The 18,950-nt window shown below is 62.1% G+C and carries 19 protein-coding genes and 1 tRNA gene; 12 read left to right on the top strand and 8 right to left on the bottom strand.

Going from position 1 to position 18,950, the window contains the following annotated elements:
• Window positions 1–220 precede the first annotated feature (220 nt).
• Window positions 221–1,357: a hypothetical protein gene (locus tag ACMO9O_RS08810; RefSeq protein ID WP_418983495.1), complete on the bottom strand. Its 1,137-nt coding sequence runs from the start codon at window positions 1,355–1,357 to the stop codon at window positions 221–223.
• 131 nt (window positions 1,358–1,488) lie between these two features.
• Here ACMO9O_RS08810 and ACMO9O_RS08805 point away from each other — a divergent pair, with 131 nt between their 5' ends.
• The 12 genes from ACMO9O_RS08805 to ACMO9O_RS08750 all read left to right on the top strand — a co-directional run bounded on the left by ACMO9O_RS08805 (window position 1,489) and on the right by ACMO9O_RS08750 (window position 11,549).
• Window positions 1,489–2,157 carry an MBL fold metallo-hydrolase gene (locus ACMO9O_RS08805; RefSeq protein ID WP_418983551.1) on the top strand — a complete coding sequence of 223 codons (669 nt, stop codon included), beginning with the start codon at window positions 1,489–1,491 and terminating at the stop codon, window positions 2,155–2,157.
• Between the two features lie 178 nt (window positions 2,158–2,335).
• The gene (locus ACMO9O_RS08800; protein WP_418983494.1) at window positions 2,336–3,067 is read left to right on the top strand and encodes an FkbM family methyltransferase; all 732 of its coding nucleotides are present in this window, start codon (window positions 2,336–2,338) and stop codon (window positions 3,065–3,067) included.
• Window positions 3,057–3,731: a tRNA (guanosine(37)-N1)-methyltransferase TrmD gene (trmD, locus tag ACMO9O_RS08795; RefSeq protein WP_418983493.1), complete on the top strand. Its 675-nt coding sequence runs from the start codon at window positions 3,057–3,059 to the stop codon at window positions 3,729–3,731. Before ACMO9O_RS08800 ends, trmD begins: the two co-directional genes overlap by 11 nt.
• A 120-nt stretch (window positions 3,732–3,851) precedes the next feature.
• Window positions 3,852–4,979, top strand: coding sequence for a lipid-A-disaccharide synthase (gene lpxB, locus ACMO9O_RS08790; protein WP_418983492.1), 1,128 nt, complete (start codon window positions 3,852–3,854; stop codon window positions 4,977–4,979).
• Window positions 4,976–5,296 carry a hypothetical protein gene (locus tag ACMO9O_RS08785; RefSeq protein ID WP_418983491.1) on the top strand — a complete coding sequence of 107 codons (321 nt, stop codon included), beginning with the start codon at window positions 4,976–4,978 and terminating at the stop codon, window positions 5,294–5,296. Before lpxB ends, ACMO9O_RS08785 begins: the two co-directional genes overlap by 4 nt.
• 4 nt (window positions 5,297–5,300) lie before the next feature.
• Window positions 5,301–5,924, top strand: a complete 624-nt coding sequence (locus tag ACMO9O_RS08780; RefSeq protein WP_418983490.1) for a fumarylacetoacetate hydrolase family protein — start codon at window positions 5,301–5,303, stop codon at window positions 5,922–5,924.
• Window position 5,925: 1 nt separating this feature from the next.
• Entirely contained in the window at window positions 5,926–6,522 is a 597-nt protein-coding gene (locus ACMO9O_RS08775; protein WP_418983489.1) for a Maf family nucleotide pyrophosphatase, read from the top strand.
• Entirely contained in the window at window positions 6,519–7,586 is a 1,068-nt protein-coding gene (locus tag ACMO9O_RS08770) for a hypothetical protein (protein WP_418983488.1), read from the top strand. Before ACMO9O_RS08775 ends, ACMO9O_RS08770 begins: the two co-directional genes overlap by 4 nt.
• An 11-nt stretch (window positions 7,587–7,597) precedes the next feature.
• Entirely contained in the window at window positions 7,598–9,586 is a 1,989-nt protein-coding gene (locus tag ACMO9O_RS08765; protein WP_418983487.1) for a S46 family peptidase, read from the top strand.
• A gap of 193 nt (window positions 9,587–9,779) precedes the next feature.
• A tRNA-Leu gene (locus tag ACMO9O_RS08760) sits at window positions 9,780–9,863 on the top strand.
• A gap of 190 nt (window positions 9,864–10,053) precedes the next feature.
• The gene (locus tag ACMO9O_RS08755; RefSeq protein ID WP_418983486.1) at window positions 10,054–10,806 is read left to right on the top strand and encodes a hypothetical protein; all 753 of its coding nucleotides are present in this window, start codon (window positions 10,054–10,056) and stop codon (window positions 10,804–10,806) included.
• A 152-nt stretch (window positions 10,807–10,958) separates the two neighbouring features.
• The gene (locus ACMO9O_RS08750) at window positions 10,959–11,549 is read left to right on the top strand and encodes a hypothetical protein (protein ID WP_418983485.1); all 591 of its coding nucleotides are present in this window, start codon (window positions 10,959–10,961) and stop codon (window positions 11,547–11,549) included.
• Between the two features lie 597 nt (window positions 11,550–12,146).
• Here the strand turns inward: ACMO9O_RS08750 and ACMO9O_RS08745 are convergent.
• From ACMO9O_RS08745 to ACMO9O_RS08715, 7 genes are read right to left on the bottom strand one after another with little or no spacing between them, the layout of a single operon-like run.
• Complete coding sequence (locus ACMO9O_RS08745; protein ID WP_418983484.1) at window positions 12,147–13,277, bottom strand: glycosyltransferase family 2 protein; 1,131 nt, start codon at window positions 13,275–13,277, stop codon at window positions 12,147–12,149.
• On the bottom strand, window positions 13,250–13,867 hold the full coding sequence (locus ACMO9O_RS08740) for a lysophospholipid acyltransferase family protein (RefSeq protein ID WP_418983483.1): 618 nt from the start codon (window positions 13,865–13,867) through the stop codon (window positions 13,250–13,252). The genes ACMO9O_RS08745 and ACMO9O_RS08740 overlap by 28 nt, the downstream gene beginning before the upstream one ends.
• The gene (locus tag ACMO9O_RS08735) at window positions 13,864–14,526 is read right to left on the bottom strand and encodes a carotenoid biosynthesis protein (RefSeq protein ID WP_418983482.1); all 663 of its coding nucleotides are present in this window, start codon (window positions 14,524–14,526) and stop codon (window positions 13,864–13,866) included. Before ACMO9O_RS08735 ends, ACMO9O_RS08740 begins: the two co-directional genes overlap by 4 nt.
• Window positions 14,523–15,989 (bottom strand): phytoene desaturase family protein, encoded by a 1,467-nt coding sequence (locus ACMO9O_RS08730; protein WP_418983481.1) that lies wholly within the window; start codon window positions 15,987–15,989, stop codon window positions 14,523–14,525. The genes ACMO9O_RS08735 and ACMO9O_RS08730 overlap by 4 nt, the downstream gene beginning before the upstream one ends.
• Window positions 15,986–16,492 (bottom strand): isopentenyl-diphosphate Delta-isomerase, encoded by a 507-nt coding sequence (gene idi / locus ACMO9O_RS08725; RefSeq protein ID WP_418983480.1) that lies wholly within the window; start codon window positions 16,490–16,492, stop codon window positions 15,986–15,988. The genes ACMO9O_RS08730 and idi overlap by 4 nt, the downstream gene beginning before the upstream one ends.
• Entirely contained in the window at window positions 16,486–17,325 is an 840-nt protein-coding gene (locus tag ACMO9O_RS08720) for a phytoene/squalene synthase family protein (RefSeq protein WP_418983479.1), read from the bottom strand. The genes idi and ACMO9O_RS08720 overlap by 7 nt, the downstream gene beginning before the upstream one ends.
• Window positions 17,306–18,808 carry a phytoene desaturase family protein gene (locus tag ACMO9O_RS08715; RefSeq protein WP_418983478.1) on the bottom strand — a complete coding sequence of 501 codons (1,503 nt, stop codon included), beginning with the start codon at window positions 18,806–18,808 and terminating at the stop codon, window positions 17,306–17,308. The genes ACMO9O_RS08720 and ACMO9O_RS08715 overlap by 20 nt, the downstream gene beginning before the upstream one ends.
• Between the last annotated feature and the right edge of the window lie 142 nt (window positions 18,809–18,950).

Genomic DNA, 18,950 nt, shown 5'->3' with positions numbered 1-18,950 from the left:
GGTCCCGCTCGCGGCCTCAGGCCGCGTTAACGATTCTGATCCCACCCCGCCCCTCCCGGGGAGGGGCGAAGAACCTCAGATACAAAAATTTCCCTTTCATGTCCGGTTTTGCGGCTCGAAAAGCCGGTCGGGCCGCAGCCTCCGGGTTGCACAGGTCCGCCGGTCGCGCCCCGCAGCAGGCCGCCGCCGCAAATCCGAAAGCAAATATAACTCTTTTTCGCTATTTTTCCGCCTTTTTCTCCTGCGCGCGCCGATGCACGCCGCCCAGCCAGAAGCCCAGCGCGAAGGGCACGCCCAGCAGCACGAGCATCCCCAGCACCAGGTAGAGCACCACGCGCCCGACCAATCCCGGCACGGCATCGAGAGCAGTCTGCACCAGTTCCCCGGCCGAGCGGCGCAGTTCGTCGACCAGCACCTCGCGTTCGCGTGACACGTAGCACTGCAACTCGCCCCGCTGGCGGTCGAAATCGGCGAACGCGTTGTCGACCGAAGCGTTGATCGCCCCGATCAGCTGCGACGCCTGCGCACCGAACTCGGAGAGCATCCGGTCCGAAATTTCGGGCAGGTGCTCGGCCACGACCACCAGCCGGTCGAACCCGCGCTCGAGCGAGTCGAGCTGCGCTCCGAGCCGCGTGCGCAGGCTGTCCTGCTGCCACTGCATCTCCAGCATATCCTTCGACCAGCCGACGCTGCTGGAGAGCTGCTGGGTCTGTCCGCTCAGCCGGTCGTTGACATCGGCGATCACCTCGGCGATCGAACCCGTCGCATAGGCGTGCTCCACCCCGTTGCGGTGGAGGAACTCCATCCACGCCAGGGTCGTATTGGCCGCCGCGTCGTCGGCTCCGGAGAGCGGATTGTCGCGGACATACTCCCCGACGAAGCGCTCCATAAGCGCATACCGCTGCGCATCGAGCACCTCGCGCGCCAGCTCCCCGGCCCGCCGGTCCAACCGTTCGGCAGCCGCCCTTGCCAGCGGGCTTTGCGCCCCGAACAGCAGCGAGTCGGGCATCACCGCGAAACCCTCGTGCATACGGCGGCAGAGAATCCACAGGTCGGCCAGCGCCACATCCGGAATCCCCTGCATGGCGGCCGTCACGCCGGCGCGCGTAGCCCGTATCTTCCAGCGCACGGCGGCCAGCCGCGTTTCGAGGCCGGGCGCAGCGGCGACGATCGAATCGGCCGTACGGGTTACTTGGGCGGCCATATCGTAATAGAATCCGCGGGTCATCACCCTTACGTTCATCTCCTGCGCGGAGAGCGGGTCCCCCGTAGCCACCGCGACCTTCAGCAGCGAACAACCCGTCAACGCCGCGGCCGCCAGCAGCGCCGCAGCCACCGCACACACATTCCTTCTCATCCTCTCTCTGTTTCAAAAGACCCGTCCGGGTCCGGTCATTTAACGTTTTTAACCGGCTAAAGGTAGGCAAAATCCGGCAAAAAAGCACTATCTTTGCCTCAACACGAATTTGACAAAACATACCTGCCATGCTGAAAATCGCCTGCCTTACCTTCAACCCCATCCAGGAAAACACCTATGTTGTTTGGGACGACACCCTGGAGTGCATCGTCATCGACGCCGGGAACAGCAACCCGCGCGAGGACGCCGCACTGGACAACTTCATCCTCGAGAAGGGGCTGAAACCTGTGCTGGCCGTCAATACGCACGGCCATTTCGACCATACGCTCGGCGTCGAGCACCTCAAGCAGCGTTACCATATCCCCTTCGCCCTCGCGGGCAAGGACCGCTTCCTGCTGGAGGGGGCTTCGGCGAGCGGCTCGGTCTTCGGCATCGCCGTCGGGAAACTGCCCGAACCGGAGATCGACCTGGACCGAACCGACGAAGTGCGTTTCGGGAAGACCATCCTGCGCGTGATCCGAACGCCGGGCCATACGCCGGGCCATGTGGCCCTCTACGAACCCGAATCCAAATCGCTCTTCACGGGCGACACGCTCTTCCGCGAGTCGATCGGCCGCACGGACCTGCCGGGCGGCGACTATTCGTGGATCATGCGCTCGATCCTCGAACAGATCGTCCCGCTGGGCGACGAGGTGAAGGTCTACCCCGGTCACGGCCCCGAAACCACGATCGGCCACGAGGTGATCTACAACCCCTTCGTCGTCGAAGTGCTGAACGAAGAGGTGAATTACCGGGAATAAACCCGTCATCGATGAAAAGGCTGCTTACCCCGATCTTTCGCTTCCGACCGCTGCCAGCGCGGCGTTCCGCCGCGTTTATAAGGCTGACCTACCCCCGCCTCAGGCAGGGGGTTTGCTCCGCTTGCAGCGGAGAATCGGGATTCGGAAGGTGTGCGAACTGTACCTCGATCCGCTTGATATGACAACCCTTATTCATAAACTGCTCTACCGAACGCTGCCGCTCGAGGGTTACCTGCGGGCCGTGAGCCGCCTGTTCTTCCTCTGGCAGCGGCTCGGCATCGGACGCCGCGCACCCGCCACGGAGTACGTCTACCACCTTGCGCGATTGGTGCGCAAGGGCGACGTTTGCATCGACATCGGTGCGAACCTGGGCTACTACGCCCGCACGCTGGCGCGGCTGGTCGGCCCCGCCGGCAAAGTCTATGCCGTGGAACCCGTGCCGCCGATCCTTCGGGTACTGCGCCGCAACCTGCGCCGCTGCCGCAACGTCGAGATTCTGCCCTATGCGCTCGGCGAGGAGGAGCGGACGATCACGATGGCCAACGACTCGGTCCGCGAAACGGGCTATTTCGGTACGGGCCGCAACTTCGTCGATGCGGACGGGACCGCCGAAGCCTTGCGCTTCGAAGCCCGCATGCGGCGCGGCAGCGAGTTGTTCGGCACCCTGGAGCGGCTCGATTTCATCAAGTGCGACATCGAGGGGTACGAGACGGTGGTCATGCAGCAGATGCGCCCCCTACTGGAGCGCTTCCGACCCACGGTGCTCATCGAGACGGGCGGCGCGAACCGGCCGCAGATCGTCGCGCTCTTCGAGCAGTTGGGCTACGCGGGATTCACCCTCGACGACGGCCGCGAAGTGCCGCTGAACGACGGCAACGAAAAAGACATTATTTTCCGCCATGCGCATTGATATTATCACGGTGGTTCCGGAGGTCGTCCGCTCGCCGCTCAGCGAGTCGATCCTCAAACGGGCCCAGGAGAAGGGGCTGGTCGAGATCGTCGTCCACAACCTGCACGACTACGCCCACGACAAACGCAAAACCACCGACGACTACCCCTTCGGGGGCGAAGCGGGGATGGTCCTCAAGTGCGAACCGGTGTTCGAAGTGATTGAAAAACTCCTTTCGGAACGGGACTACGACGAGGTGATCTACACCTCGCCCGACGGGGTCCGCTACGACCAGCACGAGGCCAACCGCCTCTCGACGCTCGGCAATATCATCATCCTCTGCGGCCACTACAAGGGCATCGACCACCGCATCCGCGAACACCTCATCACGCGCGAGCTGTCGGTGGGCGACTACGTGCTCACGGGGGGCGAACTGGCCGCCTGCATCATCGCCGACTCGGTGGTAAGGATCATCCCCGGAGCCATCGGCGACGAGGCTTCTGCGCTGACCGACTCGTTCCAGGACAACCTGCTCGCCCCGCCGGTCTACACGCGGCCTGCGGAGTTCCGCGGCTGGCGGGTTCCCGACGTGCTGCTCTCGGGCAACTTCGCCGAGATCGAGCGCTGGCAGGACGAGCAGGCGTGGGAGCGCACGAAGCGCCTGCGGCCGGATCTTTTAGAATGAAGAATTAAGAATTAGAATTCCGCATAAATCCGATTCTTGCGATCGATACGACGGAACCGGAAACGAGGCTCCGACCCGCGGAAGCGGTCCGGCCGAACCGAAAAGGAAAGACATACCTCTATGAAATACTACCTCATCGCCGGCGAGCCTTCGGGCGACCTGCACGGCGCCAACCTGATCGAAGGGCTGAAAAAGGCCGACCCCGAAGCGCAGTTCCGCTTCTGGGGCGGGGACCACATGGCCGCGGCGGGCGGTGCGGAGAACCTGCGCAAACACTACCGCGAAACCTCCTTTTTCGGAATCGTTCAGGTGCTCAGAAACCTCTGCACGATCCGCCGTCAGATGCGCGAATGCCAGCAGGACGTGGCGGCCTACGCCCCCGATGCGCTGATCCTGATCGACTACCCCGGGTTCAACATGAAGATGGCCCGCTGGGCGCACGACAACGGCATCCGAACCCTCTATTACATCGCCCCCAAAGTATGGGCATGGCGCGAGTGGCGCGTGAAGGCGATTCGCAGATACGTCGACCGGCTCTTCATCATCTTCCCCTTCGAACGGGACTACTTCCCCCGCCACGGCATCACGCCCGTTTTCGAGGGCAACCCGCTGGTCGACGCCATCGAGGCGCGGCGACCGGCGCTGCCGGCGGCTGAAGAGTTCCGCCGCCGCAACGGGCTGGACAAGCGGCCCATCATCGCCCTTTTGGCCGGCAGCCGCCGGGGTGAAATCCGCGACAACCTGCCGCTGATGGTCCTGCTGTCGAAGCGGTTCCCGGAGCACCAGTTCGTCGTGACCGCCGTGCCGTGGATCGACCGCACGCTCTACGACCGCTACCTCGACGGCAGCGGCATCCGCTGCGTCTCGGACCAGACCTACCAGACGCTTGCCGCCGCGGAGGCCGCCGTGGTGACCTCCGGCACGGCGACGCTCGAAACCGCCCTGCTGGGTGTTCCCGAAGTAGTGGTTTACCGTACGCTGTGGTTCCAGGTCAAGTTGCAGCCCTACGTACTGAAAGTGCCGTGGGTGTCGCTGGTGAATCTCAACCTCGGGCGCGAGGCGGTCGCCGAGATCATCCAGTCGGACCTCTCGGTCGGGCGCGCCGAACGCGAACTGCGCTCGATCCTGCCCGGCGGAGAGAAACGGACGCAGATGCTCGCCGACTTCGATGAGCTGCGCACGGTGATCGGCGAACCCGGAGCCAGCGACCGGTTCGCGCGCCGCATGGTCGAAGAGCTGAAACGATGAATCGATGGGGGGGGGTCCAGGCAGTTATCTCCGTCCTGCTGCTCGCATGCGCCGTTTACGTCTACCTGCGCCCGCAGCATATCTCGACGCTGAACGGCTATTCCGAGGAGCAGCTCCGGAACGTCGACCTGCGGAAAGTCCGCCGCACGGCGGGAGGAGGTCTCGCGCTGCTGGCCGTAGTGATCGGAGGCGGAAGCTGGCTGCTGTCCCGGGCGGGGGTCGCCGACGCGACACTCACCGTGCTGGGCATCATAGTGATTTTCGCAGGGGTTATCACCCTCATGGCCCGCGTCGAAACGTTCAACCGAAACAGATAATACCATGAAGATCATCTGCATAGGACGCAACTACGCCGCGCATGTCGCGGAGCTGCACGACGGCGGGACGATCCCGCCGGAACCGCTCTGGTTCCTCAAGCCCGACACGGCGCTGCTGCGCAACAACGACCCGTTCTACATTCCGGCCTTTTCGCAGGAGGTGCACTACGAATGCGAACTGGTGGTGCGCATCAACCGCGTGGGCAAGGCGATTGCCGAGCGATTCGCCCGCCGCTACTACGACGAGGTGGGCCTTGGCATCGACTTTACGGCCCGCGACCTGCAGCGGGAGGCGATCGCCGCAGGGCTGCCGTGGGAGCGGGCCAAGGCGTTCGACCACTCGGCGGCCATCGCCCCGCACTTCGTGCCGCTCGCCGAGCTGGGCGGCGACGTGCAGGCGTTGCACTTCGCACTCGCGGTGAACGGCGAACGGCGGCAGACGGGCGACACGGCGCAGATGCTCTTTACGGTCGACCGCCTGATCGCCTCCGTGTCGCAGTACATGACCCTGCGCATGGGCGACCTGCTCTTCACGGGAACGCCCTCGGGCGTGGGCGCGGTGCATCCGGGCGACAACCTGCGCGCCGAACTGGAAGGAAGAACCCTATTGGATTTCGACATTCGCTGATATGCTGCTCAAAGACAAACTCGAACCCTACCGCCTGCTGCTCGCCTCGCAGTCCCCGCGCCGGCGGGAGCTGATGACGGGCTGCGGCCTGCCCTACGTGATGGCCCCGAAATACGACTGCGCGGAGATTTACCCCGACAGCCTGCCCGCCGAAGAGGTTCCGTGCTACCTCTCGCGGCTTAAGAGCGAGGCCTGTCCCGAACCGCTCGGTGCGCGCGACATCCTGCTCACGGCCGATACGGTGGTCGTCTGCGACGGGGAGGTGTTCGGAAAACCCCGCGACCGGGCAGCGGCTGCGGCGATGCTCCGCCGCCTCTCCGGCCGGAGGCATACGGTCGTCTCGGGCGTCACGCTGCGCTCGCCGGAGCGGCTGCACACCTTCTCGGCCGAAAGCGGCGTCTTTTTCCGCGTGCTGACCGACGAGGAGATCGCCTACTACCTCGACAACTTCCGCCCTTACGACAAGGCGGGGTCGTACGGCATCCAGGAGTGGATCGGTTACGCCGCCATCGAGCGCATCGAAGGCTCGTTCTACAACGTGATGGGGCTGCCCATCCAGAAAGTATACGTCGAACTCGAAAAATTCTTAGACCGATGAAGAAACTCGCCGCACTCATTGCCGCCTGCTCGCTGGGCCTCGCCGCCGCGGCGCAGGAGGGATTCGTTCCGCTGGAAAAGTGGGACTATACGGCTTTCTGCTCCTATACCAACCTCCACCCCATGCAGGTGGTCGGGGCCGACAACAACTGGCAGATTATGTGGGCGCTGCGGACGGCCGGAACCTCGCGCGACCTTGCGGCGCAGGGCATCCCCTGCACCCGCAGCCAGCTGATGCTGCTCGCAACCCAGCGCCTGCTCACGCGCACGGAGGAGGGGACGCTGAAGACGGCCGTGCCGATCCTCGACAGCCTTGCGACCATGCGGCTGCGGCGCGCCGCGACGGCGACCGCCGCAGCGATGTACGAGGAGCTGGAACCCGAACTGCGGGCGTTCGCCGGGGAGCTGACCCGGGAGGGGTTCGGCGACAACACCTTTTCCGTCCTCTTCTCCCACGTGCTCGACGGCACGGTCTGGGAAGAGTTCGACCGGCGGAAAGTCGTGCATTACGACGGAGACGGATCGGGAGTGTGGAGCGGCTGCCTCTGGTTCTGCTATCCGCGCAGCGAGGCTTTCCGGCCCGGGACCAACACCCTCTCGTCCGACGGACAGTATGCGCTTCACGTCAACTGGGCGGACGGCGACCCCGCATTCGCAGGCCGCATCTACGCGGACGATGCGCAGCGCTTTTTCCGCCAGTCGCTCGCCCGCGAAGAGATCGACAGCGCGGCGACTGCCGTCGGGCGCGAACTGGGATTGCTCAAAGAGGGGCGGCTGGCCGTCCCCGTCATCCGGCGCAACGGTCCGCTCTCGAAGCGGGTCGAGCGGCTCACCCGCTCACTCTGCGAGGCGTTCCTGCGCCATACCGACCTGCGGCAGGTCCGGGAATCGACCGGATGCGATAGCGATGCGGACGCCGCACTGATCCTCTACCACGAAGTGATGTGGCAGCTGAGCGACCGCCTGCTCGCAAGCGGCGTCGTGCGTCTGCCGCACCTGTTCGCCGACCCGGCGCACGCCGTGCCGGGCGATATGTCCGCCGTATGTTTCATCACCGCCGAATAACTTTCAAAACCATGTTCAAACGTACCTTACTGACCCTCGTATTCGCCTTGTCGCTCTTCGCAGTGCGTGCCGACGAAGGCATGTGGCTGCCGAGCCTGATCGCCGAACGCATCGACGACATGCGCGCGAAAGGCTTCCGCCTGACGGCCGAAGACATCTACTCGATCAACCGCGCCTCGATGAAGGACGCCGTGGTGCTCTTCGACGGCGGCTGCACGGGCGAGCTGGTCTCCGCCGAGGGGCTGCTGCTGACCAACCACCACTGCGGCTACGACGCCATCCAGGCGCATTCGAGCGTCGAGCACGACTACCTCACCCACGGCTATTGGGCCCGTTCGCGCGCCGAGGAGCTGCCCAACAAGGGGCTTAACGTCCGCTTCCTGGTGCGCATGGAGGAGATCACCGACCGGCTGGCCGCGGGCGAGCAAAAGGAGGAGATCATCCGCGCCGCCGAAGCCGAAGCTCCCGGCTACAAGGCCTCCGTGGAGCAGATGTACTACGGCAACCAGCAGTTCCTGTTCGTCTACGAGCAGTTCGACGACGTGCGGCTGGTGGCCGCGCCGCCCTCGTCGATCGGCAAGTTCGGGGGCGACACCGACAACTGGATCTGGCCCCGCCACACGGGCGACTTCTCCGTCTTCCGCATCTACGCCTCGAAGGACAACCGTCCCGCGGCCTATTCGCCCGACAACGTGCCCTACCGTCCCAAGCGCCACTTCACGATCTCGACCAAAGGGGTAAAAGAGGGCGACTTCACGATGATCTACGGCTTCCCGGGCAACACGCAGGAGTACATTCTGTCGGACGCCGTGCGGTACATCGCCCAGCGCTCCGACCCGGCCAAGATCGCCATCCGCTCGGGCCGCCTCGACATCATCGCCGCGGCGCAGGCCGCCGACCCCGCGCTGCGCATCCACTACGCCGCCAAGCACGCCACGATCGCCAACGCCTGGAAGAAGTGGCAGGGCGAGGTGCTGGGCATCACCCGCCGCGGCACGATCGACGCCAAACAGGACTACCAGACGCGTTTCGGCATGTGGAGCGCCGAGCACCCCGAGTATGCCGTATTGCTGAAACTCCTATCCGAGTACACCCGGATCGAGGACGCCTACTTCGCCTACGAGATCACGCGCGAAACGCTCGGCACGCTGCCCGAGAGCTACACGCCCGAGGAGCGGGCCGAGGAGTGCTTCGCCCGACGCAAGCCCACCGAGCAGGCCCTCTGGCGACACGCATTCCGCGAGTACCTGCGTTGCACGCAAGTCTACCGCGTACCGGCTTTCATCGACGGCATGGTCCGCCACGGGTGGTCGCCGGAAGCATACGCCGACGAGCTTTTCGAGGCCGTCTGGGCCGGAACCGACAGCGTGGCCATGCAGGAGGCCACGCGGCTGCGACAGGACACCAAACGCATGCTCGACCATATCAAGTGGCTGCTGGGTGATGTTTCGCTGCGCAACCTCAACAGCAAGGTACTCAACGAGTACTACAAGACGTATGTGCGCGGCCTGCGCGAGTGGGACCGCGAACGGGCATTCTACCCCGACGCCAACCTGACGCTGCGCGTGGCCTACGGCTCGGTCGAAGGGTACGAATACGCCGACGGCGAGTACCACAAGCCGCAGACGACGCTCGACGGGATCATCGCCAAGGACAACCCCGAGATCTACGACTACGACATTCCGCAGGCGCTGCGCGACCTCTACGCCTCGAAAGAGTACGGACGCTGGGCAGTCACCGTCGACGGGCGCAAAACCGTTCCCGTCTGCTTCCTGGCCACGAACCACACCACGGGAGGCAACTCCGGATCGCCCGTGCTCAACGCGCAGGGCGAGCTGGTGGGCATCAACTTCGACCGCACGTGGCGCTCGACGATGAGCGACATCGCGTTCGACCCCGCGATCTGCCGCAACATCGCTGTGGACATCCGCTACGTGTTGTTCGTCATCGACCGCATCGGCGGCGCGGGGTATTTGATCGATGAAATGACGCTGCGCTGATCTGGGCGGATTCGACCGTTCCGATATATATTACCCGACCGGGCGCGGCTGTCGGCGATGGCTGCCGCGCCCGGTCTGTCTGAATAGTCGAGGTAAGCCGTGGCCGACAAATCGCGGATATTCTCCCGAAAAATTTGGCGGAATGAAATTTATCCGCTATATTTGCACACCCGAAATCCGAAAGGAGATCAAAGCCCAGGTGGTGAAATTGGTAGACACGCTACTTTGAGGGGGTAGTGAACATTAGTTCGTGCAAGTTCGAGTCTTGTCCTGGGCACTGAAGCAACTCGTTGGAGAAATCCGACGAGTTGCTTTTTTTACCCGAAGGGATTCAATATATTGTTCCTGTTTCCCATTTTGAAATCACATTATTCATAAATATTGCGCTAACTCGTAAACTTAACATTATCTTTATCCTTAGGATGGTATTTATTTTTGGGCGTTGCGAACATTTATTAAACTCTAAGATGAAAAAATTACTGTTCTGTCTTTTCGTATGCAGCTCTCTATACAGTTGTGGGTACTATACGAAAACAGCGGATGGAAAACGAAAGAAAATATCCAGACAAGAATATAAAATAAACAAATGGAGTGAATGCGTAACAAATAAAATCGAGGAACAGTTAGGTATAAACGAAATTCAAGATAGTCTCTTTTCGATTGTAATGGAAAAGAAAGATGATGAACGGACATTTTATCTCTTAGATTCTCTTGGCAGGTTGATTGATTCAGTGTATAAGGTTCAGTACATCGATCAAGATACGGTAGGGGCATCTAAGCTATTTTATTCCGTTTTCAGTAAGGAAATGCGAAAAGCGATCAGAGAATATGTTGACTGTCTGAAAATAGATGGATTCGGGCAAGTTTGGATTCTCTTTTATGAAAAAGACAGAATAAATTATTTTTATTTGATGTCCGGTCCCATTCTTCCGACGGACGCTGATGGATATGCATTGTATAACAATGAAATCCAGATAGCGGTTTTCGATCATAAAGAAGTAGCGAAAGAAGTGCTTCGGATAAAAAAGATGAAAAAATTCCCTTATAACAAATTTATCCAAATCTATTATTCAACAGATGCGGTATTCGATGGTCCCTTGGATGTGTATAGGATTGTTGATAAGGACTCTATCCAATTGATTGGTCGTGGATATTTGGATCGTGATAGAAATTTTTATCCTGCTGATGGTTCAAAACCCACGAAATCAACATCAGGATGATGCCAAAGGAAAAGTGTAGGTCGGACACCAACAGAGTTCATCATAATTTTGAGGTTGACCGCAGCCTGAAGAACAATGCGAAGCACGAACGGGTTATTCGTCAAAACGATCCGGATGCGATTTATGAGAAAGAAATATTAGACTATTGAGCCATGATAAACAGACGATTCACCTTTCTAAAGGCCGGTATCGATCAGGTAAAAGAGGCAATTTTATCCCGGTACAAAACAAGCCAACTTAATTACGAAGTATGCTACGCTCCTCTTACCTTCCAATTTAAAAAGAGGATTTCGTTCCGTGCCTCGGAAACCGAACTGATACTCTGGCAGCCGGAAAATGCTTGCGGGACGGCCATGTTCGGCAATCTTCAGGATGGCTTTGACACTTTGGGGTACAATATCAACCGTTGTTTTCATATCGAGTTGACTCGGATAAGTCTCTCGCTCGAGGATGAAACGGGAGAGTTCAATTATGCCCCGTTCTATAAATTTCAGCATTTTTATCCGGACGGAAGGGAGCGCTACGTGCGGGTCATGTGGGATAACCGTTGGGAATTCTGGGAAAAGGGAGAGCCGATGGCGTTCGAACAGACCGAGAAGTACAACGAGCGTATCCGTCGCAAACGATTGACGAACGATATGGTGCTGGACTATGTCAAAGCGCTTGGATGGGACCTTCGCGACCCTCGTTTCTGGACGTCCCAAAGAGATGCTTGTTTTATTAAAACTATGATGAATAAATGAGTGGGTACTTGGGTAAAATATACTAACGCTTGTGAATGATGAATTATGAAAATATCAATATTCTAATTAGTCGTAAGCTTTTTAAAGGCTTGCAACTCGAAACCTAAACAACCGACAACAGATAATGCTTCAATTTCTGATATCTAAGAACTTATACGGTTTTTGGGTTGGCATATTGACAGTCTTCCTGAATTTGACCATTCATCCCTTACAAAAAACAGTTTAGGGAGATGAAGATAAGACCTTGAATTGGTTTTCGATGAATTATAGTGTGGTAGAGAATTAGTGCTGTGCATGGAATCCAATCGGGTAAGTCCCGATACCCTCTGCCGAATTACAATTTTGTCAACTTTAATTTAAACATTCGGTATATCCGTGCGACAGCAGTACGGTAACGTCAAAGATTTACTTGATTCAACAATTCCATCCTTCTCTGATGGGGAATTATTCCTGAAATTGAAGCGTGTTAAGGATATATTAGTACAATTCGGGGTTAATGAAGATAAAAAGTTCCCTTTAGACACGAGGATTGGATTCTAAACTATATGCGTAACTGTCATAATACAATGATGCTACATTTATTTCGGTGCAATTCTCCTACCCCACCCGATAGATATTCCGCCCTTTCCAGAGCTGGCGCCGGCGGCGTTTGCGGTCGGAGGCCGTGAGGACGATCCATCCGAGAAAAAACTGCTGGGGAATCATGAGCATCAGGTTGGAGGCCACCGACTGGCGGCTCGCCGAACTGACGAAAACGCGGATCAATATGATAGTCAGCAGGTAAAGCAGGCCCGCGAAAACTCCCAATCCCGCGAAAACGACGAACGGAGCCGCCGTGGTTGCGGCAAGGAAGAGGTAACAGACGGTTTCGCTGCCGCCGAAGAAGCTGAAAACGCTCCGCGAAAGGCCCCCGACCGAGTCGCGCAGCCCCTCGTACATGGTGCAAGCAACATCGTCGTCGCCCAACAGCACGGCTACATGCCGTCCACAGCGCTTGTAATAGCGGGCGACAGCCATGTCCTCGACCGCCGACCGACGGAGCGTGCGGTGCGGCTGGAGGGTGCGGTAGACCGCCGCGTCGAAAAAAAGAAACTGCCCGTTCGCCGCGCAAAGCGCCTCCTGCGGCGAGCGGCGCACGGCCGCGAGCGGAAGCAGGCTCAGCAGAATCCAGTTCATCAGCGGCACGGTCAGGCGCGTTCCCGGAGCGGACATCCGCTGCCGCGGAAAGAGCGAGAGCAGGTCGACCCCCGTCAGCCCGACATACCGCAGCGCCCGCACGACGGCCTGCCCGCGGATGCGGACGTCGGCATCGAGAAACAGCAGGCAGCGGCCCGCGGCCTGCTGCGCCAACCGGTAGCAGGCGTGGTTCTTCCCCTGCCACCCCGCCGGAAGCTCCCCGCCCGCAATCAGCCGCACCCGCCGATCCACCCGGGCACAGCGGCGCACGACGGCTGCCGTTGCGTCGGTCGAGCGGTCGTCGTAGACGATGATCTCGCGGATGCCCGTCCGCTCGGCGGCGAGGTCCTCCAGCAGGCGGCCGATCCGCCGCTCCTCGTTGCGGGCCGGGATGAGCACCGAAACCTCCGGCGGTGCGGCGCACTCCGTCCGGCTGCGGGGCAGATAGGGTTTGCCCGCCCAATTCACGAAGCTGACGACCAGCCGCGCCAGGCCGAACGCGAACAGTATCCACCCCAGCACGATCATAACGCGCACTGGCGCTCCCTGCACGCCGCATAGAATCGTTCCCACTCACGGCGCAGCGCCTGCGCATCGGCAAGCTCCTGTCCGGGCAGCGTCCGGAAGTAACCGTCCAGACGCGGTTTTCGCTCCGCCCCGTAATCGGTCAGGTTGACGTTGAGCACCACGTCGCACGCACCCCCGATCCGTTCGAAGAGACGGCCCGCGCCGGCCTGAAAGGCGGGTGTCGGGAGGTGCATGCTTTCGACCGCACCCTGCGGAAAAATTAACAGCATATTGTCCGGTGAGCGGAGCACCTGCGCGCAGTAATCGAGCGTTTCCAGCAGGCTGCGGCTGTTCTTCCGGACCGAAAAACAGCCGCAGCGGGCCAGCAGGGGGTGCTTGGCCAGCTGCTCTTCGAGCATCATCACGTAGAGTTTGCGGCGGAAAAAGGCCCGGTTGAGCCGGTATTGGATGAAGCCGTCCCACCAGCAGAAGTGGTTGGCCAGCATCAGGATCGGCTCCCCGCGGTCGGTTCCCTCGCCGCGGAAGCGAATCTCGCGGAACGCCCTTTGGAGCAGCGGCCCGGCATACAGCTGCGCGATCAGCGCACCGGTAAAGGTATGACGGGCCGGAATCATGCGGGAAAGAGTTGCGCCAAAAGGCCGATCAGGAGGAAAAAGAGCATCTGCAACCCGAACAGCACGCGGGCCGTGCGGTTGTCGCTGCGGATGCCTGCCGCTTCGAACCCGGCGTGGTAGATCACGGACGCGGCGAACCAGACGACGAAGTTGCGCAGCGGCGCGTATCCGTCCTCGAACCGCCACATCCGCATCGGAGCGGCGGCCCACTCCAGCGCCAGATCGTAACCCACCATCAGCAGGCTCGCCGCGACGATGCGCAGCAGCGGACCACGCACCGCCCGGGCGGCCAGATCGTGCGAGGCGTAGACCAGCCACAGCCAGTTAGTACCGATAATCAGCGGCGTTCCGCCCACGAGCGGCGCAAGACCCGGCCCGTAGGCGTACGCACCGAAGAGGCGGCTGTCGTGCACCCCCGCCCACTCCAGCCAGAATGCAGAGAGGGCGATAAAGAGGAACCAGCCGATCGCGGCGCGCGACCAGTCGCGGTGAAAAAGGAACGCCGCGCCGATGGTCAACAGCAGCGACGGGGTGGTGATCGCTACGAACAGGCCGCGCGTCGGGGGCAGCAGCCAGAGCACCGCACCCACCGCATAGAAGCGGGCGAAGAGGGCGGGCAGCGCCCGCTGCTGCATCCGTATGCGGGCGATCCGGATCATCTTCCCGCCGCAATTTCGTCGCACACGATCTTCGCGCTGGCCAGGCAGAGCGGAATGCCGCCGCCGGGGTGGACGCTGCCGCCGACGAAGTAGAGATTCTCGAACATCGAGAGCCGGTTGGGATGGCGCAGGAACGCCGCGAGCCGACCGTTGGACGAGGCCCCGTACAAGGCGCCGCAGGCGCTCATCGTCCGCGCTTCGATGTCGCGCGGCGTGCAGACCCGCTCCGCGGCGATCTTCCCCGCCAGGTCGGTTTGCAGCTGCCGGGAGATTTTACGCACCGTCTGCTCCCGCACGCGGGCGGCCAGCGCATCCCAGTCCTGCCCGCAGTCGGCCGGAGCGTTGACCATTGCGTACCAGTTTTCGCACCCGTCGGGAGCATCCCCGACCACGACTTTGGAGCTGACGAAGAGGTAGACGGTGGCGTCGTCCGCAATCGTCCGGTCGCGGAACAGCCTCCGAAACTCCGTCCGGTAATCGTCTGCAAAGAGGACGTTGTGCAGCCCTAACTGCGGGTAGCGCCCCTCCACGCCCCAGTAGAAGATCAGCGCCGAGGAGGACGGTTCGGCCCGCCGAAGCCGGCCGCGCAGTGGATGCCCGGCAAGCAGCCGTTCCGAAAGATAACACACGTCGACATCGGAGACGATCCGGTCGAAGCGGCAGGTCTCCCCCGCCGCGGTCAGCCCGACGGCCCGTCCCCGCTCCGTGACGATCCGCTCGACGGGAGTGCCGAAGCGGAAGCGTACGCCCTGCCGGAGGGCGAGCCGGTAGAGTTCTTCGGCGATCGCATAGATACCCCGTTCGGGGAACGAGGCCCCGAGGTTGTGCTCCAGATGGGCGATCATGTTGAGCGTCGCCGGAGCGCGGTAGGGGCTTGAACCGTTGTAGGTGGCGTAGCGGTCGAAGAGCTGCACCAGCCGCCGGTCGCGGAAATCGCGGCGGTTCGCGCCGTGCATGGTCCGCAGCAGGTCGAGCCGCCCGAGCTGCGAGGCGATCCGGCGGTAGGGCGGCGTGCGGAAATTCGCCAAACGGTGGAAGTCGCTGAAGAGAAAGACCGGAGCGCTCAGTTCGTACGCCTGCCGCGCATCGTCGAGCCGCCGGGCAACCGCCTCCCCGCCGCCGATCCCCGCGCGCGCGAGTTCCCGCGAGAGCTTCTCCGGATCGTTGTAGCAGGTAAAGGCGCTCCCGTCCGGAAAGAAGTAGCGGCACGAGGCGTCGAGCCTGCGCAGGGGCAGGTGCTCCTCCATGCGCTCCCCGCACAGGTCGAAAAGCTCCGCGACCAGCCCGGGCAGCGTGAACAAGGAGGGTCCCGTGTCGAAGCGCCAGGGGCCCGTGCGCAGCTCGGAGAGTTTGCCGCCCGGCACGTCGTTTCGCTCCCATACGGTCACCTCGTCGCCCGCCGCGGCCCGTCGGATCGCCGCCGCAAGGCCGCCGATTCCGGCCCCTATGACCGCCGTTCTCATGGCACGAGAAGGGTTTGGAAGCGTTCCAGGATGATCCGGAACCAGACCGCGAACCGTTCCGGATGGAGCGCCATCTCCTCGCGCACGGCCGCCGGCGAAAGGTAGCGGCAGGCGGCGACCTCCGCGGGATCGGGCGCGGGCGGGGTGTCGCTCCGGCCGACGAAAAGGTGGTCCAGCTCGTGTTCGGTCATGCCGCCGTCCAGCCGCGCATAGTAGCGCAGCGCGCCCAGCGGATGCAAACAAGCGGCGATGCCCAACTCCTCGCGCAGCCGCCGCTCGGCCGCCGCACCGCTCGCCTCCCCGGGATAGGGATGGGTGCAGCAAGTGTTGGCCCACAGGCCGCCCGAGTGGTATTTGCCCGCGGCCCGGCGCTGGAGCAACAGTTCGCCGCGGCCGTTGAAGAGCAGCACCGAGACGGCCCGGTGCAGCAGCCCCTTTTCGTGGGCCTCCCGCTTGGAGGCGGTTCCGACGGAGTTGTCGTCCCGGTCTACGAGGATCACCATGTGCCGATGAATTTCTCGGTGAGGTAAGCGCGGCCGAACAGCAGCGCCTTGTGCCAGTTGGGAACGCGGATGCGGCGCTCCGCCAGCCGTTCGCAGGGGGTCGCCGCGATCGTCTTCGTCAGCGCGAGGTAGTAGAGGTAGGCGGTGTAGACCCCCAGCCGCGCGCACTCGGGCAGGCGGCGGATACCCTCGCGTGCATGGCGGAAATCGGCGTAAATACCCTCCAGGATGCGTTCTTTCTCCGGCTCGGTCAGCACGCCCTGCTGCAATCCGGGAAAATAGAGGCGGTGCAGCTCCTGCGAATCGCTCCTGAGGTCGCGCAGGAAGTTGACCTTCTGAAAGGCGGCGCCCAGACTGCACGCATAGGGTTTCAACTGCCGGTAGCGCTCCGGATCGCCGTCGACGAAGATCGTAAGGCAGATCAGCCCCACGACCTCCGCCGAACCGTAGATGTAGCGCGCGATCTGCTCAGGGGTGTAGCGCGTCTGATTGAGGTCCATGCGCATGCTGCGCAGGAACGCCTCCACCAGCCGCTCGTCGATCCGGTAGCGGCGCACCACGTCGCAGAAGGCGTGAATCACGGGGTTGGTGCTCACGCCCCGGCGGAGGGCGCGGCGGTATTCGGCTTCGAACTCATCGAGCAGCGCGGCGCGGTCCTGGTCGAGGAACGTGTCGACGATCTCGTCGGCAACCCGGACGAACCCGTAAACCCCGTAAACGGCGTCGCGGATTTCGCGGCCCAGGCAGCGCACGCCGATCGAAAAGGAGGTGCTGTACCGGTGCGTGACGAGCCGGGCGGTGTCGGAACATACCTTATCGTAGCGTGGATCCATAGCTGAACGTTTTGTGGGCAGCCGCTTCGGAACAGCGGGAAAGGGCGCATTCGGCCGCAATCCGGCCCGAAACCAGCGCCGTGGGAACCCCCGGTCCCGGAACGGTCAGCTGTCCCGTATAGAAGAGGTTCCGAAGGCGGCGGCTGCACACCTTCGGGCGCAGGAAAGCGGTTTGCGAGAGGGTGTTGGCCAGCCCGTAGGCATTGCCCCGGCAGGCGTTGTAGTCGCGCACGAAGTCGCGGGCGGCGTACGACCGGCTGAAGAGCACCCGTTCGCGCAGCCGCTCCCCGGTCAGGCACTCCATCCGGTGGATCACCTGCTCGAAGTAGCTGGCCCTCAGATCGGGCGTATCCGTCAGCCCGGCAGCCGTCGGGATCAGCACGACGGCCGTCTCGCACCCTGCGGGGCAGAGCGTCGGATCGCTCTTCGAGGGGAAACTGGCGTAAAACAACGGTTTCTCGGGCCAGCCGGGACGGTCGTACAGCTTCGAGGCATGCGCCTCGAAAGAGGTGTCGAAGAAGAGCGTGTGGTGGCTGACACCCCCGACCCGCCCCCGGAAACCGATGTAGAAGAGCATGGCCGAAGGGGCGAAGACCTTGTGCCGCCAGTAGGTTTCCGAATAGTTGCGCAAGCGCGCCGGCAGCAGGCTCTCGGTATGGTGGTAATCGGCCCCGGAGATCAGGCAGTCGGCATCGAAAAAATCCTGCGGGGTCCTTACGCCGCATACGCGGCTGCGCTCGACGACGATCTCGCGGACCGGATGGCGCGTCTCGATCCGCACGCCGAGGCTTTCGGCCAGCTGCACCAGCGCATCGGCCACGCGGGAGATGCCGCCCTCGACGTGCCAGGTCCCCAGCGCCATGTCGGCGTGGTTCATAAACCGGTAGAACGAGGGCGTCTTATCGGGTTTGGCCCCCAGAAAGAGGGACGGGAACTCCAGCACGCGCCGCAGGCGTTCGTCGCGCACGCCCCGGCGGACCTTATGACCGAGGCTGAACACGAACTGCGGCAGGCGGGCGACGGTTTGCGGCATGACCAGCTCCAGGGGCGAAAGGCCCGGACGGAAGATTACCCGTTCGACGGCCGTGCGGTAGTTGTTCCGGGCCGAGCGGAGAAAGCGCTCCAGAAAACGGCCGCTGCCCGGTTCGACCCGCTCGAAGAGCGCCGCAGCGGCCTCGGCTCCGGCTGGGAGCGCGATCCGGTCGTCCTCCCCGAAAACGATTTCGTAGGAGGGGTCGAGGCGGAAAATCCGGTAGTAATCCTGCGGCCTGCGGCCGAAATCGGCGAAGAAGCGTTCGAACAGATCGGGCATCCAGTAGAAGGTCGGCCCCATGTCGAAGCGGAACTCCCCGCGCACGAACTGCCGGGCGCGGCCGCCCGGCGTGGCGTTCTTCTCCAGCACGACGACCTCGTGCCCCGCCCGCGCCATGTAACACGCCGCGGAAAGGCTTGCAAAGCCCGCCCCCATGATAACTGTCTTCACGATCGGTCGATTTGGGATTCCCTTCCGCAAAAACCGCGCCCGAGCGGAAACGCCTCGTTGTCGGGCTCGTTCCTGACGAACGAGGGGCGGTCATTTGTTTTGCGGCTGTCAAACCGGAGGGCCGCAGGCTCCCGGCGCGGAG

It is taken from the genome of Alistipes sp., assembly GCF_048465635.1.
Taxonomy (GTDB): Bacteria; Bacteroidota; Bacteroidia; order Bacteroidales; family Rikenellaceae; genus Alistipes.
This window is presented reverse-complemented; position numbering and strand designations above follow the sequence as displayed.

What these genes read in the sequence shown, in the direction of transcription:
- ACMO9O_RS08810 (WP_418983495.1), bottom strand. Translation starts at nt 1,357, where the DNA reads ATGAGAAGGAATGTGTGTGCGGTGGCTGCGGCGCTGCTGGCGGCCGCG.
- ACMO9O_RS08800 (WP_418983494.1), top strand. Translation starts at nt 2,336, where the DNA reads ATGACAACCCTTATTCATAAACTGCTCTACCGAACGCTGCCGCTCGAG.
- trmD (WP_418983493.1), top strand. Translation starts at nt 3,057, where the DNA reads ATGCGCATTGATATTATCACGGTGGTTCCGGAGGTCGTCCGCTCGCCG.
- lpxB (WP_418983492.1), top strand. Translation starts at nt 3,852, where the DNA reads ATGAAATACTACCTCATCGCCGGCGAGCCTTCGGGCGACCTGCACGGC.
- ACMO9O_RS08785 (WP_418983491.1), top strand. Translation starts at nt 4,976, where the DNA reads ATGAATCGATGGGGGGGGGTCCAGGCAGTTATCTCCGTCCTGCTGCTC.
- ACMO9O_RS08780 (WP_418983490.1), top strand. Translation starts at nt 5,301, where the DNA reads ATGAAGATCATCTGCATAGGACGCAACTACGCCGCGCATGTCGCGGAG.
- ACMO9O_RS08775 (WP_418983489.1), top strand. Translation starts at nt 5,926, where the DNA reads ATGCTGCTCAAAGACAAACTCGAACCCTACCGCCTGCTGCTCGCCTCG.
- ACMO9O_RS08770 (WP_418983488.1), top strand. Translation starts at nt 6,519, where the DNA reads ATGAAGAAACTCGCCGCACTCATTGCCGCCTGCTCGCTGGGCCTCGCC.
- ACMO9O_RS08765 (WP_418983487.1), top strand. Translation starts at nt 7,598, where the DNA reads ATGTTCAAACGTACCTTACTGACCCTCGTATTCGCCTTGTCGCTCTTC.
- ACMO9O_RS08755 (WP_418983486.1), top strand. Translation starts at nt 10,054, where the DNA reads ATGAAAAAATTACTGTTCTGTCTTTTCGTATGCAGCTCTCTATACAGT.
- ACMO9O_RS08750 (WP_418983485.1), top strand. Translation starts at nt 10,959, where the DNA reads ATGATAAACAGACGATTCACCTTTCTAAAGGCCGGTATCGATCAGGTA.
- ACMO9O_RS08740 (WP_418983483.1), bottom strand. Translation starts at nt 13,867, where the DNA reads ATGATTCCGGCCCGTCATACCTTTACCGGTGCGCTGATCGCGCAGCTG.
- ACMO9O_RS08735 (WP_418983482.1), bottom strand. Translation starts at nt 14,526, where the DNA reads ATGATCCGGATCGCCCGCATACGGATGCAGCAGCGGGCGCTGCCCGCC.
- ACMO9O_RS08730 (WP_418983481.1), bottom strand. Translation starts at nt 15,989, where the DNA reads ATGAGAACGGCGGTCATAGGGGCCGGAATCGGCGGCCTTGCGGCGGCG.
- idi (WP_418983480.1), bottom strand. Translation starts at nt 16,492, where the DNA reads ATGGTGATCCTCGTAGACCGGGACGACAACTCCGTCGGAACCGCCTCC.
- ACMO9O_RS08720 (WP_418983479.1), bottom strand. Translation starts at nt 17,325, where the DNA reads ATGGATCCACGCTACGATAAGGTATGTTCCGACACCGCCCGGCTCGTC.